This is a genomic window from Bacterioplanoides sp. SCSIO 12839 (genome assembly GCF_024397975.1).
Lineage (GTDB): Bacteria > Pseudomonadota > Gammaproteobacteria > Pseudomonadales > Oceanobacteraceae > Bacterioplanoides.
Map to the genome: position 1 here is coordinate 2478701 of NZ_CP073745.1, position 15513 is coordinate 2494213.

The following is a 15513-nucleotide window of genomic DNA, read 5'->3' on the forward strand; positions in this document are numbered from 1 at the left end:
GAACTAAGAGAACTGATTAACAGTGCTCTTAACACCGCCCGCTTTCAGAGCTGATATTATCCAGAGTCACCAGGCACAAAAAAAGGCCTCCTAAGAGACCTTTTCTTCAAACAATTCTAACAGTTCAGATTAAGAGAACTGGTTAGAAGTGTTCTTAGCGCCGCCCGCTTTCAGAGCGTTCTCACCAGCAAAGTATTCTTTGTGGTCGTCGCCCATGTCGGAACCAGCCATGTTTTGGTGCTTAACGCAAGCGATGCCTTGACGGATCTCTTTACGCTGAACGCCAGCAACATAACCAAGCATACCTTGCTCACCGAAGTACTCTTTAGCCAGGTTATCAACAGACAGTGCAGTTGTGTGATAAGTAGGCAGAGTGATCAGGTGGTGGAATACGTTCGCTTCGCGAGAGGTATCAGCCTGGAAGGTCTTAACACGCTCGTCAGCTGCAGCAGACAGCTCAGAGTTGTCGTATTCAGCAGACATCAGGTTGTTACGATCGTATGCAGAAACGTCTTTACCTTCAGCAGCCCACGCATCGTAAGTTTGCTGACGGAAGTTCAGAGTCCAGTTGAAAGATGGAGAGTTGTTGTAAACCAGCTTCGCATCTGGGTGTACTTTACGTACTTCGTCCATCATGCCTTTGATCTCGTGTACTGTAGGTACAGCAGTTTCGATCCACAGCAGGTCAGCACCAGCATTGATAGCTTCGATACAGTCGAATACACAACGCTCGTGGCCAGTGCCTTGACGGAATTGGTACAGACCAGAAGGCAGACGCTTAGGACGAACCAGCTTACCGCCACGGTTAAATACAACATCGCCTTCAGCCATGTCAGCAACGTCAACTTCTTCAACATCCAGGAAGGAGTTGTAAACGTCACCTTGGTCGCCTGGCTCTTTAACCACTGCGATTTCTTTAGTCAGGCCAGCGCCTTCAGAGTCAGTACGTGCAACGATCAGACCGTCATCAACGCCCAGTTCCAGGAAAGCGTAACGCAGAGCGCGCAGCTTGTTATGGAAGTCAGCGTGAGGAACAGTAACTTTACCGTCCTGGTGACCACATTGCTTCTCGTCAGCAACCTGGTTTTCGATCTGCAGACAGCAAGCGCCCGCTTCGATCATTTGCTTAGCCATCAGGTAAGTCGCTTCAGCGTTACCGAAACCAGCATCGATGTCAGCAACGATAGGTACGATGTGAGTCTCGTAGTTATCGATCTGAGCTTGCAGTTCAGCTTCTTTAGCCGCATCGCCAGCTTCACGAGCTGCATCAACCGCACGGAAAAGGCCACCCAGTTCACGAGCGTCAGCTTGACGCAGGAAGGTGTACAGTTCGTTTACCAGACCAGCAACAGCAGTCTTCTCGTGCATAGATTGGTCAGGCAGAGGACCGAACTCAGAACGCAGAGCAGCAACCATCCAACCAGACAGGTACAGGTAACGACGCTTAGTAGTACCGAAGTGCTTTTTGATAGAGATCAGCTTTTGCTGACCTACGAAACCGTGCCAGCAGCCCAGAGACTGAGTGTACAGAGACTTGTCTTTGTCGAACGCTGCCATGTCTTCACGCATGATTTTGGCAGTGTAACGAGCGATATCCAGACCAGTTTTGAATTGGTTCTGAGCACGCATACGTGCAGCAGATTCTGGGTTGATAGCGTCCCAAGGGTTACCAGCTGCTTCTTTCAGAGCTGCAACCGCTTTGATGTCGTCTTGATAAGCTGACATAAGGTCAATCCTTCAAAGTGAGTTTGCGAAGACACTACACCTCAACAGCTGGTGTAGTAGTAACTGCCGAGAATACTAGAGAGTTCGGCCACATAATTACAATCAATAGTATGTATATCTACTATTTTCAGAATGAATAGACGGAGAGAAGCTAAGGTTTTTCACTTACGTGACAGAATTAAGACAAAACGTGCCGGACAAGATCGTTTCAGGCGATGGGCAGGACCACAGTAAAACAGCTGCCTCTCCCAGGCTCACTGTCGACCAGAATCGAGCCACCATGCTCCTCCACGACACCTAAAGAAATCGATAACCCCAAGCCCGTCCCCTGACCAATCGGCTTAGTGGTGTAAAAAGGCGTGAATAAATTTTTGCGAACATCATCGGTCATACCGCAACCATCATCGATCACACGAACAACAATTTGATTATTTTCAACCGCGGTACGGACCTGGATCTGACCATTGTCAGAGACCGCCTGATTGGCATTTGCAATCAGATTAGTAAACACCTGATTCAGCTTGCCAAAACAACCAGGCAGCAGAGGAAGTTCGCCATAGGAAACGCTCAATTTAGCGTGGTATTTGATCTGGTTATTGAGAATATTAATGGCACCACGGACACATTCATTCACATCCAATGGTTGTTTTTCATCATCCCCTTCGTGCACAAAGGCTTTTAAGTCCGCAATGATTTGTGTTACCCGTCCCAGCCCTTCGCGCGTCTCTTCCGACAGATCATTAAAATCATCTAATAAGTAACGCAACTCATGCTGCTGAATAGCTTCACGAATATCATTGGAATGGACGGTGGAATCAGCCGATAACTGACCTTCAAGCTGATCAAGAAACGACCGAAACGCCTGAACAACATCGGCAATGGCATTCAGATTGGCACTGATAAATCCCAGAGGGTTATTAATTTCATGTGCGACACCCGCTGACATAATACCGAGGGAGGCCATTTTTTCAGAAACAATTAACCGCTCTTGCTGCTGTTTAAAATCATCATGCATCTGTTGCAGCTGCTCATAGGAGTCGTAAAGCTCACGCGCCTTATCCTCTAACAGTTGCTCCGCACGTTTGCGCAGTTCTTTTTCCCGGAGGTAAGCCTTCTGATAATCAACCATGAAAGACCTTTAGCCAGCCCGTTATTGCAACGTAATAATTAAATGACAAGCGGAGTCTCCACGATGCATACAGACTGGATGCTTGAGCGAGTAGCTCTGGTCAAAGTGCTTCGCGCTACCATCAATCAGTCCTTCCGCCAAACGGCACAACTTGCGCTGAGATTGATAGATCATCGTCAGCTGATCGGGAGACTGCTGATCTGGGGACTTCTGTTCCGGGGTTGACTGGCTATAGCGAAATTCCGGCACCCCGGCATCCGGAAATAATTTACGCACTTCCACATGAATCACCCGGTCCACCGATAACAAAAAGTCGATTAAACCATCACAGTCATCAAAATAACGGGGAAAACGCTTATAAAACTCGCCGACCATAAACTGGCCAAAGGCAAAGACCAGATCGGATGCTTCGATGGCGGTAATGTCGGAAGCCGCTGCCACCAGGCCTAAAAGCTCCGCATCGGGATAACTGTCGGTTGAAATATACAAACCATCAGAGCCAGCCTGATCAATCACAGCCTGCCAGCCCTCCAGGCCATACTGCTCTTCAACCATATCGCGCAACATGTCAAAGACGATACCTTTCATACCTGAGTCGCCCCTTTGTCGATATAAACATCCAGGTTTTCTCCCGAGGTATGTTCCAGGTTTATGACCTTATCGATCACGGCCTGGTTGAGCTGAAACCCTTTTTTCAGTAACACCATGCCTTTACTGGACAGCAGATGACGACTCAAGATCATCCCCGCCTGCAGATCATTCGACTTCACCAGCTGTTCATTTTCGCGCAGGCCATCCGTTGCAAACTGTTGATATACCGAACTGAAAACACTTACAACCTCAGGGTCGTAGCGGCTTTCGGAGAAGCGCACAATTTCGCTTTCGGCCTGTTTTTCTTCGTATTCAGTTCCGGTGTATTTCCCCATTCTCAAATCAATAAAATCACGCACAACCGTCAGAATCCGGCTTCCAAGAGGAATCCGTTCTCCGGCTAACTTATCGGGGAAGCCAGAGCCATCGAACCGCTCAAACTGATTACGAATATAAACGCCCGCCATAAACAGCTGAGGCACACCCAACAAGGCGGCTTCACCCATCAATGGGTATTGCTTAAACAGCTGCAATTGATCTTTATCATACTGACTGTACGGGGTACGCAACATCTGGTCGCTGAATCCCATTTTCCCTAAATCAGACAATAACGCGGCATCCCGAACCGCTGCGATATCCGCTTCATCCATCGCCAGCTGACGAGCAATTTCCTCCGCCATGGCAGCCTTCACTGAAGCGGCATCGGCGGCTGACTCATCACGCATGGCAGCAATACTGGATGCCAGCATCACCATATGTTCGTAGCCCTGGATGATTTCACGATTGGCTTGTTTCAACCCTTCGGTTCGTTCAGCTACTTTTTCTTCGAGAGAGGCATTCATCATTTCCAGCTGCTGATTTTTCTCCAACAGCTGCTGGCTGAGCTGCTGATTACGAACTTCAAGCAGTTTGCTGCGCAGGTTTTCTTCAACGATCTGACGAATTTCATCGTCATTCCAGGGTTTATTCAGGTAGCGACTGATTCGCCCTTCATTCACCGCAGCAATGGTGGATTCCAGATCGGCATAACCTGTCAACAGAATACGAATGGTGTTCGGATAAAGGCGCGCAGCTTCGGCCAGAAACTCAGCACCACTCATCTCCGGCATGCGCATATCCGAGATAACCAGATCGACTTCAGTATTTTCCATAATATACAAAGCATCACGCCCGGACGTGGCCGTGACAATGTCGACTTCCGAACGTCGCAAGGTACGACGCAACGATTTCAGAATATTTTCTTCATCATCAACCAGTAATACGATTGGCTTAGTCGCTATCTCTGCAGTCACTTCCACTTCACAACTCCTTCTCTGATCTGTTGTGTTCAGTGTAGAAGAAACACGAAGTGATGTAGCTTAAAAACAAAAAAGCCACTGCTTTGCAGTGGCTGAAAGAACAATCATGACAACAAACCGGGCTATTGGTAGGTCTCCGACCAGCTTGCTTGTGGGCGGGTATAGTTGGTACCGCTGTTGTAACGGTCGTAGTTCGGATGCCCCGGGAAGTAGTTAATCGGGTGATCCCCCTGACGAGTATTCGCAACCAGGCCACCATCACCCCCCAGGTTAATCCAGACACCCGGACGGGTTGTTTCAGGTGAATAACCAGCCACTTCACTCCAGTCAATTGCACGGGTACCCATGGAGAAGAAGAATGCCGCCGTGTGGTCCAGATAGTTTGACTGTACCGGGAACAGTTGTGCGGTTGGAGAAATGCCTTCGACCGCACCCGCCCCCAGAATAGAAGCAAGGCCACTGCCGCCGGTAACAATGGTCTGGTTCTGATCGATCCAGCCCACCGTACGCACGCCACCTAACTGAGTCTCCAGATTAATAATGCCCAGAAAACCTGCATCCGCTGTAATCGCCGGGCGAATAAAACCCGATATCACATCAATAGCATTCCCCTGATAACCAAAGCCGTCTTCAGCACCAACACGAAAACCAACTAATTTACGCGAGCCGGACGTTTCATCAAAAGCAAACTCAAGATACGGATTCTGCTGAACCAGCGGGGTCATGGTGCAAGTGCCACCATTACAATTAACCTGCCCCATGGTCAGATCACGAATTTTGACATCAATACCAGCATCCGGAAAAAAGCCAGACGGATATTCAGAAAAAGCCCGCTCTTCACCATGGGTAATTGCCGAAGACACATATTGCGCATCATCAAGCCCGACCGAGCCACACGGCGCTGCAGTACAGGCCCAATCAATATTATCGTTATAGCTGGCTGGCGGATTATTGTTGTAACACACACGATCGCCATTACCCCCCGTACAGTTGGTACCTTCCGGACGCCAATAACGACCTAATGAAACTTCAGCGACGTTGGCATTAATTTCTACCTGCGCACCCACCGTTAAACGCAACATGGATAAATCCGTACCATTACTTTGCGCCACTACCTGATCGCGCACTTCAAAAATCGCCTGACCATACATCGCATCAAGCTCTTGCTCGGCCATGGGTGTCAGATCGGCATACACGGATTCAATACTGAGCACATAAAAGAGCAATAAAGACATTAAAACGCATTTTTTATTCATGACCATGTCCTTTTATTATTATCGTTCGACAGGAAAAATATTAACTTTAGTGGCTGCCGGCAATGTCAATCGGCCATCCACTTCCAGCCCAATTAAAAACAAATGGGAAGTTGAATTATCAGAACTGTCATAAGCGACTTCCGGGCCGTTGCCCAAATAAACACCTTTGGTTTTCAGCTCATTAACATCAATGTATTCCGGCAGAGTTAATTGAATGGCACCTTTATCTTCATTCGGGCCAACACCATCAATTAAATCAATGTCCATATTTTTTACTTCGACCGAGCCACTGATATCATCCACCACCATCCAGGTCGCACCGCTGCCAATATAATTACCATTCTGGTCGTAATCAGCTTGCGGAATATTTTCATTACTGAACGCAATTTTGGTTCCGTCGTCAAAGTCGGCTTTTGCGCTGATAGTAATACCTGCCTGACCGGAAACATCACCCATATCCACTTCGGACAGCTGAGATAACTCAGCAATAACCGGTAATGTAAAAACAAACAAGCTCAGCGTGATTAGTTGGTAATACATACATCACAACTCCTGTTCAGATCCTGAGTTGTGATCACTAAGCGCTGAATTTCAATGCCTTTTAGCTCGATCACATTTTCATTAGGAATATAAGGAAGGTTCGCACCCGGGTTAGCTTCGTTATAACGGCGTACTTCTTCGTTATAGGTCACCGTTTTAGGAACAAATGCCCGATGCTTGACGTCATCTACTTTTGCCACCACCTGGCCTGCAGAGTTACGCAAATAAATATCTTCGGTGCCGGTAATAATCTCCGGATCGTCCGGGTCACCAAAATTCAGCTGGCGAATCGTGATATGGCCGGGTACTGATTGCTGAGCTGCCTGTGGCAACGCTGCAATTTCGATACGCAGCTGGGTCGTCGCAATGTCGTCATTATCAAAAATTGCAGCGCCACCGACAGTGCCACCACTGCCAACATCGGACAGTGAATCAACAATATCGCCACTGGCATTTCTATGAGGAGTTGTGCGCCATTTGTAACGCTTCTGCTGCCTGAACTGAACCGTACTAATAGTAAGTGGCTGATCAATCGTTCCCAAAGGCAAATACGCATCCACACCTTCAAGCGATAAACGACTACCTAATGCACCATTGGGATCAGCATTAATTTCAATGCTGTCGGCAACCAGACCGGTATTCAAGGCAAAAGCAAGGCCACTGTTGTTGCCTGCTTCGGATACATCACGCGCCCAAACATTGGCTTGCGTACCATATAAACGCAGGCCTTTTAAATCAATGGATGCAAAAAACTGATCATCAAAACTCTGGTTACGATTTAAATCGGTGACAGAATCAACCCGTAAATGCAGATCAAATTTATCCGAGGCTTTATCCAGTTCAGAATCAAACACACCCGCTAACGCAGAAAAGTTGTTACTGACCGATAATAAATTCCCAAGAGTCACCGTTCCAGGGGTATAGTTGTCTGGGTAATCGGTAACAAACCGTTTTTCTCCGCTATTATCCTCAAATGGCTCAGGGAAAAAACCATTTGGTAAGGTTTCATAACGCGAAGCATCATGACCACCACTGGACAGATAACTTAAACCATTATTTTTACCGTAGGTTAGGAAGCTACGCTCCACCTGAGCAAGATCAGCCGCCGGGAAAGCGGTTTCCCAAACCGTATGCACGCGTTGCGCGCCATAACTTTCGGTTTTATCGACAATCGTGCCTAAATTAAATGAATCCAGAAACGTACCAAAACGTCCACCTGAGGTTGAAAGCCCGGGCGTTTCACCGGATTTATTCAGGCGCAATTCACTGAAACGCAAAAAGTCAGATTGTGACTGATCACCTTCTTCCAGATACAACTTAATTTCAAAATCATCCGGTTGTCCCAGATCACCCGAGTACAACACCACATTTTCAAAGGTTGCACCCAGACCTTCCCCGGTCACATCGGATAACTGGGCGTCATCTAATGCTTCTAAAGCCAGGCCTGCAGCCGGAAAAAAACAGAGCGTCGTTATTATTTTTTTCATTAGTTATTCACCCAGGTAAAATATTCATCGCTATCCGAGCACTGGCCACCCAGCATTTGCAGTACAGCCTGCCCCCCGGTTGTACACCAGCGATTGCTACTACCATCAATATAAATACGAATTTCACTACCACTTTCATTGGTGATATTCCATGAAGTCGCATTACTGCATGCAGTATTGGCATTTTCTAAATTGGAATACCAAGAGTTATTTGCCCTGACACAACGGTTGCCATCCTGGTTATAGATTCGTTTATTAACAGGATCATAGGTCCAGAAAGAGCTGGCCAGGCCACTTGAGCACGAGAAGCCTTCATAACGATTACTGCTGGTATCCCAACGTATACATTCTCCTGCTCTGACACGAATTTCACGCCAGCGTGGTGTGGTGGTAATAACCATATCTTTAGAGAACGTGCCATACAGCTCTGCGCCACTCTCACTTCGATATTCCATATTCAGAGTGATGGTTGTTGTTACGTTCCCTTTAAAGGTGTACGGCAACAGCAAACTTCCCGATACAGTTTGGCCAGAAATAGCTGTCATTAAATATTCACCAGAGGTAGCCGTTAAAGCTGCAGCATGCTCAATATTGGCTGCTGGAGTACTTTGTTGTTGCCAGCTGTATACAATTTTTCCGCTGACACAATTGGTGAAATTAGGGAACGTAAATGAAAAGTCTGCACTTGCTCTTTGAGCCAATTTATCCTGAATCGGATAAAAGACATGTGTTCCAGGTGCCTTTGAAGCTTTATTGGTACCAGCCTCCGGATCTGAAGTTACATAATCCGGAGCGGTAATGATGTTTTCACGCTCACTATTAACAACACCATTACTGTCGGCAGTCACACTGTATAACTGGAAAATTTCACTATTTGCCGAATCACCACCCAGAGTCACAATACGTGACGGTGAACGCGCACCGAGTGAAGCCTGGATGGTATAAGGCGCATTACCCCGGAAGGTCGGCTTTAATGAAATGGAGCTGCCCTGATTTTGCGCTCCGCCCGTACTGTAATTAATCACTTCAACATCAGCGCCATCAATAAAATCAGAGATAGCACAACCAGTTGGCAAGCTCGGTGTGACTTGCACCGTGCGCGTCACATCAAAAGATGTATTGGGGTTACCTGAACGGGTAATAATCACAGGTAATGTTTGCGTCTGATTCAGAGTTGCTCCACCTGAAAGATCCAGGTTGGCCGGCTCAGTTGCGTCCGTCACACGAATAATGGCAGAACCATAGAGTGGCCCAGAGCTGGCAGCGGCACCTTCACTCGGAATAATGCTGACCCGGAACACCTCATTCAGCTCTTCCTGAACGTTGTCGTTTAATACCGAGAGATCCACATCACGTTCACGATCAATAAAATTCACCGGGGTGATTTGTGGGAAATCCACATCAGCCTGATCACTATTCACTGCCGGGCTAAAATCAGTATCACTGACAACCGCAGCCCAGGCCGTAGGAACGCCACTGCCATCAAATGCGGTAGCACGCTCCAACGAGAAAGATAATGTCGATGCGTTGGCGTAACGTGAATATAAGTCCCGTTGAATTTTAATGCCTGCACACGCCGTTAATGGATTGCTACCCGCCGGGATAGTTTCCGGGCAGTTGTAGCTATCGCGAGTGAAACCAAAAACGCCCTGCGCCACTTCACGCATAAATAACTGCGCCTGGGTTTGTTGCGTCAGCACGGCTCCCGCCTGAGAGTCATTACTGAAGCCCGTCAGAATAATGGTTACCGGCGTATCATCATCGGCATAGTCGGCATCGTTTTGAATATTGGTGAACTGAATAACAAAACACTGATAACTATCACCGCTGCCGGCGCCATTATCACTAAACACCACGGCATCATTAGCCGCTGAAGGAACAATCGCTGCATTCCCTTCACCGTCATTCGCGGCAAAGTAGAAGTCATTAGGAGAAGCCTGAGTACCATCCTGCAAGCTGGAAACAACCTGATAATTCACCGTTACCTGGCCAACACTGCCACTGTCCCGGAAAATACAAATTTCACCGGAATCACCTTCATTACGGGTCAGTCTCAGATTACGAGAGATAATGGTGCCCGACTGATCACGCTCAACCGCCCATACCGAGAAGTTACCAAATTCGTTCGGTGTTAAATCTTCTAAAGCAACAGAATGCTCAGCAATATTCCCTGTCTTACCATCCAGCGTAGCGTCAAATGATTCAGCCGGGTTTAAGGCGTTAATGGTTAATGTTGCCAGCTCCGTTCCTTCCTTCAGGCCATCATCAACACTATCGATCCGTAATTGAATGGACTTTTCACCAATTTCACCAGCTGACCAGCTCACCTTGGCACCCGAGTTGCCGCCATCGGTAGCATAATTAACAAAGGCAATATCCAATGCATTAGCATCGACTGACGCCAACGCTGAATTACTGAAATCAGCACTGCCGGAGGCAAACTGGATGTAGGCATCCAATGCGCCACGTTGGCCACGAACACGCTCTAAAGCAACATCAATAATGGTACTGGCATCGTATTCCGAGGATGTTGTACTGAATTCAGAAAATGTTACGTTACCAACCGGCGGCGCAGGCAGCAGAGCGGTTACCGTGGCAACGTCAACATGGCGATTAAAAATAAAGACATCATCGATTAACCCCACCAGTGATTCATCAGCTCCGGGAATATTTCCCAGCCAGAAATCACCCGTTGTGGCACTGTAACTATCTCCAGCGCCATAGGTATAGGTTGCTGCCAATACAGAATCGATATACACATCCAGAGCATTCGCACGCTTACTGTAAATCACATTCAGCCATTGGCGCAGAGGCTGTGCTGGCGTTTCCGCACCGCTATTGGCTCCGCTTAAGGCATCCTGAAAATAAATGGCTTCTGAATCTGCTTTCAGGTAACTGGCAACATTGGATGCAAAACTCTGATCGCCAGCCGTCTGATCACCTAATTGGAAAATACCCCGGGTTTTACTACTATCCGCGTCGTCGTCAGAACCCTGCTCAATGCTGATTCGTAACGCAACAACGTATTCGTCACCAAGAGACAAACCGTTATCAGCATCGCTGACAACCCCTTCTATTTTGGCACGGCTGGCCGCAGCCAGTTTTAATGCACGCTGATCGTTTGCCCCCGGTACGGAAACGCCCAATAACGAAACGGTATCCGGTAATGGATACGCCTGAGTATTCAGAATGTCACGGTTATTACCGGAAATATCCTGATTAGCGGCATCCGGATCATTAAAGTTGTAAGCCGCTTGTAGTGGCGACTTAATGGTAATTTGAGTAATCAGCTCACTAAAGGATTCGGTCGCTGCAGCGGGTGCTGTATCTAACGCAGAAAGCTTCAGAGTCACTAACATATCGTGTGTCAGTAACGCGGGAGTAATAAATTCTGCAGACACCGTTGCTGTTGAACTGCCAGACGCCGGAGAGCCACCCGCAGCGGTGCGATTCAACAAAGAAATAGCCGGTGTATTCGTTGGCATGCCTAGGCCGTTATCAACATACTCTGCCGATATCAGTTCCAGTGTAATTCGTGCCGTCGGGCTGGCTGCTGTGAATCCGCTCAGATCGATCAGCTCACCCTCAGCATCCGTCAATGTATAACTAACCCGAACGGTCTGACTTTCGTTAACAACCTCTGTTGCCGGTTGTAATGGCTGTGACGAGCCTGCTTCAATGGCTAACGCAATTTCAATCGGGAAATTGATTTTATCGCCATTAACGGTCCAGTTGCCTTCATCCAGAGAATCCTGAGCATTAATCCAGACCTGAGCAACGCCAGAGCTGCCTTGCAGCTCCATTGCCAGTTTCAGTTTGGCATTTTCAACCGCATTGGCTGGCGCTGCAAAATACCAGTTTTCATCGGCGCTACTCATTGCCTGACAAGCGGTGAATCCGGCACCCCAGCCAGACTCCCCCGGCAGAGCTTCAGCCAGTCGCCATTCATAACCATTGGTACAGGCATATTGGCGTACCGATGTGCCGGAACAGGTATCGGCATGCCAGGTACCACGTCCGGTTGCTTCACGATCAAAATAGGCGCAATCACGGGAGTCATCAATCAGTGACTCACTTCCCCAATCAACATATTCAGTTCTTGGGCGCCAAACGCCTTCACTGCTGGCATCACTATAGTTGAGCCAGACTTTTTCCCCTGCAGGTAAATTCCTGGCAATCACAGCCGCGGTAATTAAGTCGTTATTTTCCTTGGCTGAAAACTCACCAAAGGCGATGGCCGAATAAAACTGAGTTTTACCCAACTCAGAAAACTCGCGAGAACAGGCGGCAAAACCTTGTGACCAGATGCCTTTTGCTGCCGTGATTCTCCAGCTAACCGTCTGACTACCGTTCGGGATCACACGGCAGGCGTAATGGGCCTCAGCGGTCGAACATTTCGTTGCATTCCAACGCCCTGAAGCAGAGGTGTATGCACAATCCAGGTTGCCCAGATTTTTTGGCTCATTGGCATCCCAAAATGCATTTCTGGGTTTGTTAACAATCCACTGCGATTCCAGATCACGGTCATTCATATTGACCCAAACAGAATCACCAGAAACCGCACTCAGCTGAGTCAGCAGTTGCTGTAATTCCGTTGGATTTCTGGGCACTGCAAATAAGCCGCTGCCCGCACCATCATCACAGTGTTTAAAGCCATCCGCCCAAACATCACCGGCACTTTCAAATACTGTCCAGTTACCGGTAAAACAGGCAAAACGCCCAACATCGGTTGCATTACAAGAACGATCAGACCAAGAGCCATCGTTGTGGATCACCACACAGTCAGAGCCGTTCATATTATCAAATTCGGGTTTTTGCCATATTCCGGTTTTCAGACGATTGGCAAACCAACGGTTATTTTGTGAATCCCGAATGGCGTCATTCAGGCGGTAATAATTAATCCAGATACGTTTTTGCTGGGCATTAAAAGAACGAATCGCAGCATCCAGCGCAAACTCTTCCGCCCCGGTCACGGGTGCAGAAAAATAGTAAGAGCGGCCAAATTGCTGTTTACATAATTCATCCGCACGTTCAACCGACCAATAATCATCATCAATCGGAATAATTTCACGCACGCCCTGATTTAATACGCCCTGAGACGTCGCGATCTCCCAGCGTGAGCCATCAAAACAGGCATAATGGGCTGTACCGGTAATACAGTTTTGTGTTTTCCAAGGGTTATTTTCGCCGGGATCGGCACTTTCTTTATAAGCACAAATATTCGCCACGGCGGCATCCGGCTCGCGCCCTGGATACAACACGTCTTGCCAGTTAGAAAACGGCAGATTAAAACGGAAATCCTGCTCTTCTCCACCATCGTTCACATTCAGCCAGATGCTTGGTTTTGCAGTACCACGACTCTGATCCGCCAATAAGCGGGCAAAATCCAGCTGAATTTCGTCATCCACCGTCAACGGCGCGGCAAAAATATAATCCGCTCCATATTCCAGGAAACACTGTTTATAACCATCGGCAATCTGGCGAGCAGCACCAGATGCTTTCGTCACCCGCCATTCATAACCATTGGAACAAGCCCATGGCGCTTCTGCCGCCGTGGTACACGATTCGTCATACCAGTAACCGTCGTCACCCTGATAGACACAATCTTCACCATCTGCTGCAGAGTTAGCCGCAACAGAACCATTATCCGGCTGAGTTGCAGCCCAGTTAGGATACACAGTGATTGAGTTGGCATTGCTCAGCCAAACAGATTCCTGCAGATTGTCAGTGGCATTCACCCAGGCATCAGAAACACCAGCGGCTGCAATAACCGACAAGGCCAACAGATTTTCGTTGTAAGTTTCCGGTGCTGCAAATATCCAACCAGCTCCCAGCTGACCACAAGCGGAAGCACCATTCGAAAAGTCCGCTAAATTACCGGCGGATGCCGCCGGAGACAGTTGCCAGTTACTACCATTACGACATAAATAACGGCGACTGGAGCCTGCACAGTCAGCATCAGTCCAGCCATTATTCACGGCATCGAGTACCGCACAGTTTTCTCCGGTCAGGCCATCCGGCTGACCATTCACCCAGCTGGGGATCTGAAAATTACGCTCATTCCACACCCAATCATCTAAGCCGGTATTAGCATCGGCGATACGGTTACCATTAATCCAGAATTGCCCGGTCACACCTGCTTGCTCTGCAAAAAATGCCAGTGATTCAATCTGAATATTATTTTTAGGTGCAGAGAATAAATAACCTGAACGTACCTGGTCACAAACGGCCTGACCAGCAGAGAAATCGGTTAAACGGGTTGTTTGTGATGAGCCGGAAAAATACCAGCGTCCGCCACTGGAACAGGCAACCGGAAGATCGGATGAACAATTCTGAGTCCGCCATTTTGCAGTATAAGTACCCGAATTATTCTGGATATCGGCTAAAGCACACAACTCGGCTCCATTCGTTGACGGCTGATTTTGCGCCCAGTTATTCAGTTCACGGTTTCGCAACCAAATACCTTCGGTAATTTTATCGGTTGCATTAATCCAGACGTCATTACCAGCGGCCTTGGCTTGCAAGGCGATGTTTTGCGATAACGTAATGGGAGAAAAGAATTTAAATAATGAGCGCTCAGCGACCGGAATCGATGCCGGCAAATCGGATTGGCAGGCCTGGTTCAGAGCTTCGATATCGCTGAACACATAACTGTTATTAGTCAGCTCCCAGCGGCCATTATTACCTGCAGTCGGGTCATAACAGGCTAATCGTTTTGGTGTATTACACAGTGCATCATCCCACTGACCAGAAGCGCCATACAATTGCGCACAGTCTTGTTCACCAACATTATTTGGCTCTCCTGCCGCCCAAAAAGGTGCGATAACATCAGACTCAAGATTAAATTTCCAAACACCTTCGTAACGTTTGTCTTGCAGGTTAATCCAGAGGTTATCAATGCCTCGATCCTGAGCGATTTTTTGCAGGTTTTTATTTTGCACAAACGAAGTGGGAGCTGAAAAACGATAATTACCGACGACACCATCATCATCCGCTAATTCAAGACACGCGTTATACGTGTCCTGAATATTATTGTTTGTTTCTGTACCGCCATCGTCTTTATCATCACCAAATCGTGTATTGCGGTTCGACACTTTCCAGTCAAAGCCATTAAAACAAGCGACTGGCAAACGATCATAACAGTCTTCTGCTTCCCACAAGCCGTTGTCATCAGCGATCATTTCAGCACAATCCTGATTATCATTGGTTGTCGGTCGCTGACTCGGAAAAAGAATACCGCCCGCTTGTTTCCATTGATCCAGCGCCTGGGTATTAATTAAACGTGCTTGTTCAAACGAAATATTATTCTGGCCGGTTTCATAATTCCGGAATGGGCCACTGATATCACTGCTGCCATCAATGGTGTCGTACCAGACGTCCTGAGCCAAATCACCACCGAGCACAGTAGGGTCATCGTTGGCAGACAAACCAAAGCTCAATAACACCAATAATAAGAACGTTGTAATGTTTATTTTCATAATCTTATT

The 15513-nt window shown here is 47.8% G+C and carries 8 protein-coding genes; all 8 read right to left on the reverse strand.

The window, feature by feature from the left end; genetic code table 11:
• Positions 1-129: 129 nt before the first annotated feature.
• On the reverse strand, positions 130-1725 hold the full coding sequence (locus tag KFF03_RS11420; RefSeq protein ID WP_255857048.1) for an isocitrate lyase: 1596 nt from the start codon (positions 1723-1725) through the stop codon (positions 130-132).
• Positions 1726-1933: 208 nt separating this feature from the next.
• Complete coding sequence (locus KFF03_RS11425; RefSeq protein WP_255857049.1) at positions 1934-2854, reverse strand: sensor histidine kinase; 921 nt, start codon at positions 2852-2854, stop codon at positions 1934-1936.
• 21 nt (positions 2855-2875) lie between these two features.
• Complete coding sequence (locus KFF03_RS11430) at positions 2876-3442, reverse strand: heme NO-binding domain-containing protein (protein WP_255857050.1); 567 nt, start codon at positions 3440-3442, stop codon at positions 2876-2878.
• A complete protein-coding gene (locus KFF03_RS11435) occupies positions 3439-4743 on the reverse strand; it encodes an HD domain-containing phosphohydrolase (RefSeq protein WP_255857051.1) in 1305 nt (434 codons plus the stop codon). The genes KFF03_RS11430 and KFF03_RS11435 overlap by 4 nt, the downstream gene beginning before the upstream one ends.
• A gap of 122 nt (positions 4744-4865) precedes the next feature.
• Positions 4866-5999, reverse strand: a complete 1134-nt coding sequence (locus tag KFF03_RS11440) for a hypothetical protein (protein ID WP_255857052.1) — start codon at positions 5997-5999, stop codon at positions 4866-4868.
• A gap of 18 nt (positions 6000-6017) precedes the next feature.
• A complete protein-coding gene (locus KFF03_RS11445; protein WP_255857053.1) occupies positions 6018-6539 on the reverse strand; it encodes a DUF6160 family protein in 522 nt (173 codons plus the stop codon).
• Positions 6524-8026, reverse strand: coding sequence for a hypothetical protein (locus tag KFF03_RS11450; RefSeq protein WP_255857054.1), 1503 nt, complete (start codon positions 8024-8026; stop codon positions 6524-6526). The genes KFF03_RS11445 and KFF03_RS11450 overlap by 16 nt, the downstream gene beginning before the upstream one ends.
• Complete coding sequence (locus KFF03_RS11455) at positions 8026-15504, reverse strand: lectin-like protein (RefSeq protein WP_255857055.1); 7479 nt, start codon at positions 15502-15504, stop codon at positions 8026-8028. The genes KFF03_RS11450 and KFF03_RS11455 overlap by 1 nt, the downstream gene beginning before the upstream one ends.
• Between the last annotated feature and the right edge of the window lie 9 nt (positions 15505-15513).

What these genes read in the sequence shown, in the direction of transcription:
- KFF03_RS11420 (WP_255857048.1), bottom strand. Translation starts at nt 1,725, where the DNA reads ATGTCAGCTTATCAAGACGACATCAAAGCGGTTGCAGCTCTGAAAGAA.
- KFF03_RS11425 (WP_255857049.1), bottom strand. Translation starts at nt 2,854, where the DNA reads ATGGTTGATTATCAGAAGGCTTACCTCCGGGAAAAAGAACTGCGCAAA.
- KFF03_RS11430 (WP_255857050.1), bottom strand. Translation starts at nt 3,442, where the DNA reads ATGAAAGGTATCGTCTTTGACATGTTGCGCGATATGGTTGAAGAGCAG.
- KFF03_RS11440 (WP_255857052.1), bottom strand. Translation starts at nt 5,999, where the DNA reads ATGAATAAAAAATGCGTTTTAATGTCTTTATTGCTCTTTTATGTGCTC.
- KFF03_RS11445 (WP_255857053.1), bottom strand. Translation starts at nt 6,539, where the DNA reads ATGTATTACCAACTAATCACGCTGAGCTTGTTTGTTTTTACATTACCG.
- KFF03_RS11450 (WP_255857054.1), bottom strand. Translation starts at nt 8,026, where the DNA reads ATGAAAAAAATAATAACGACGCTCTGTTTTTTTCCGGCTGCAGGCCTG.
- KFF03_RS11455 (WP_255857055.1), bottom strand. Translation starts at nt 15,504, where the DNA reads ATGAAAATAAACATTACAACGTTCTTATTATTGGTGTTATTGAGCTTT.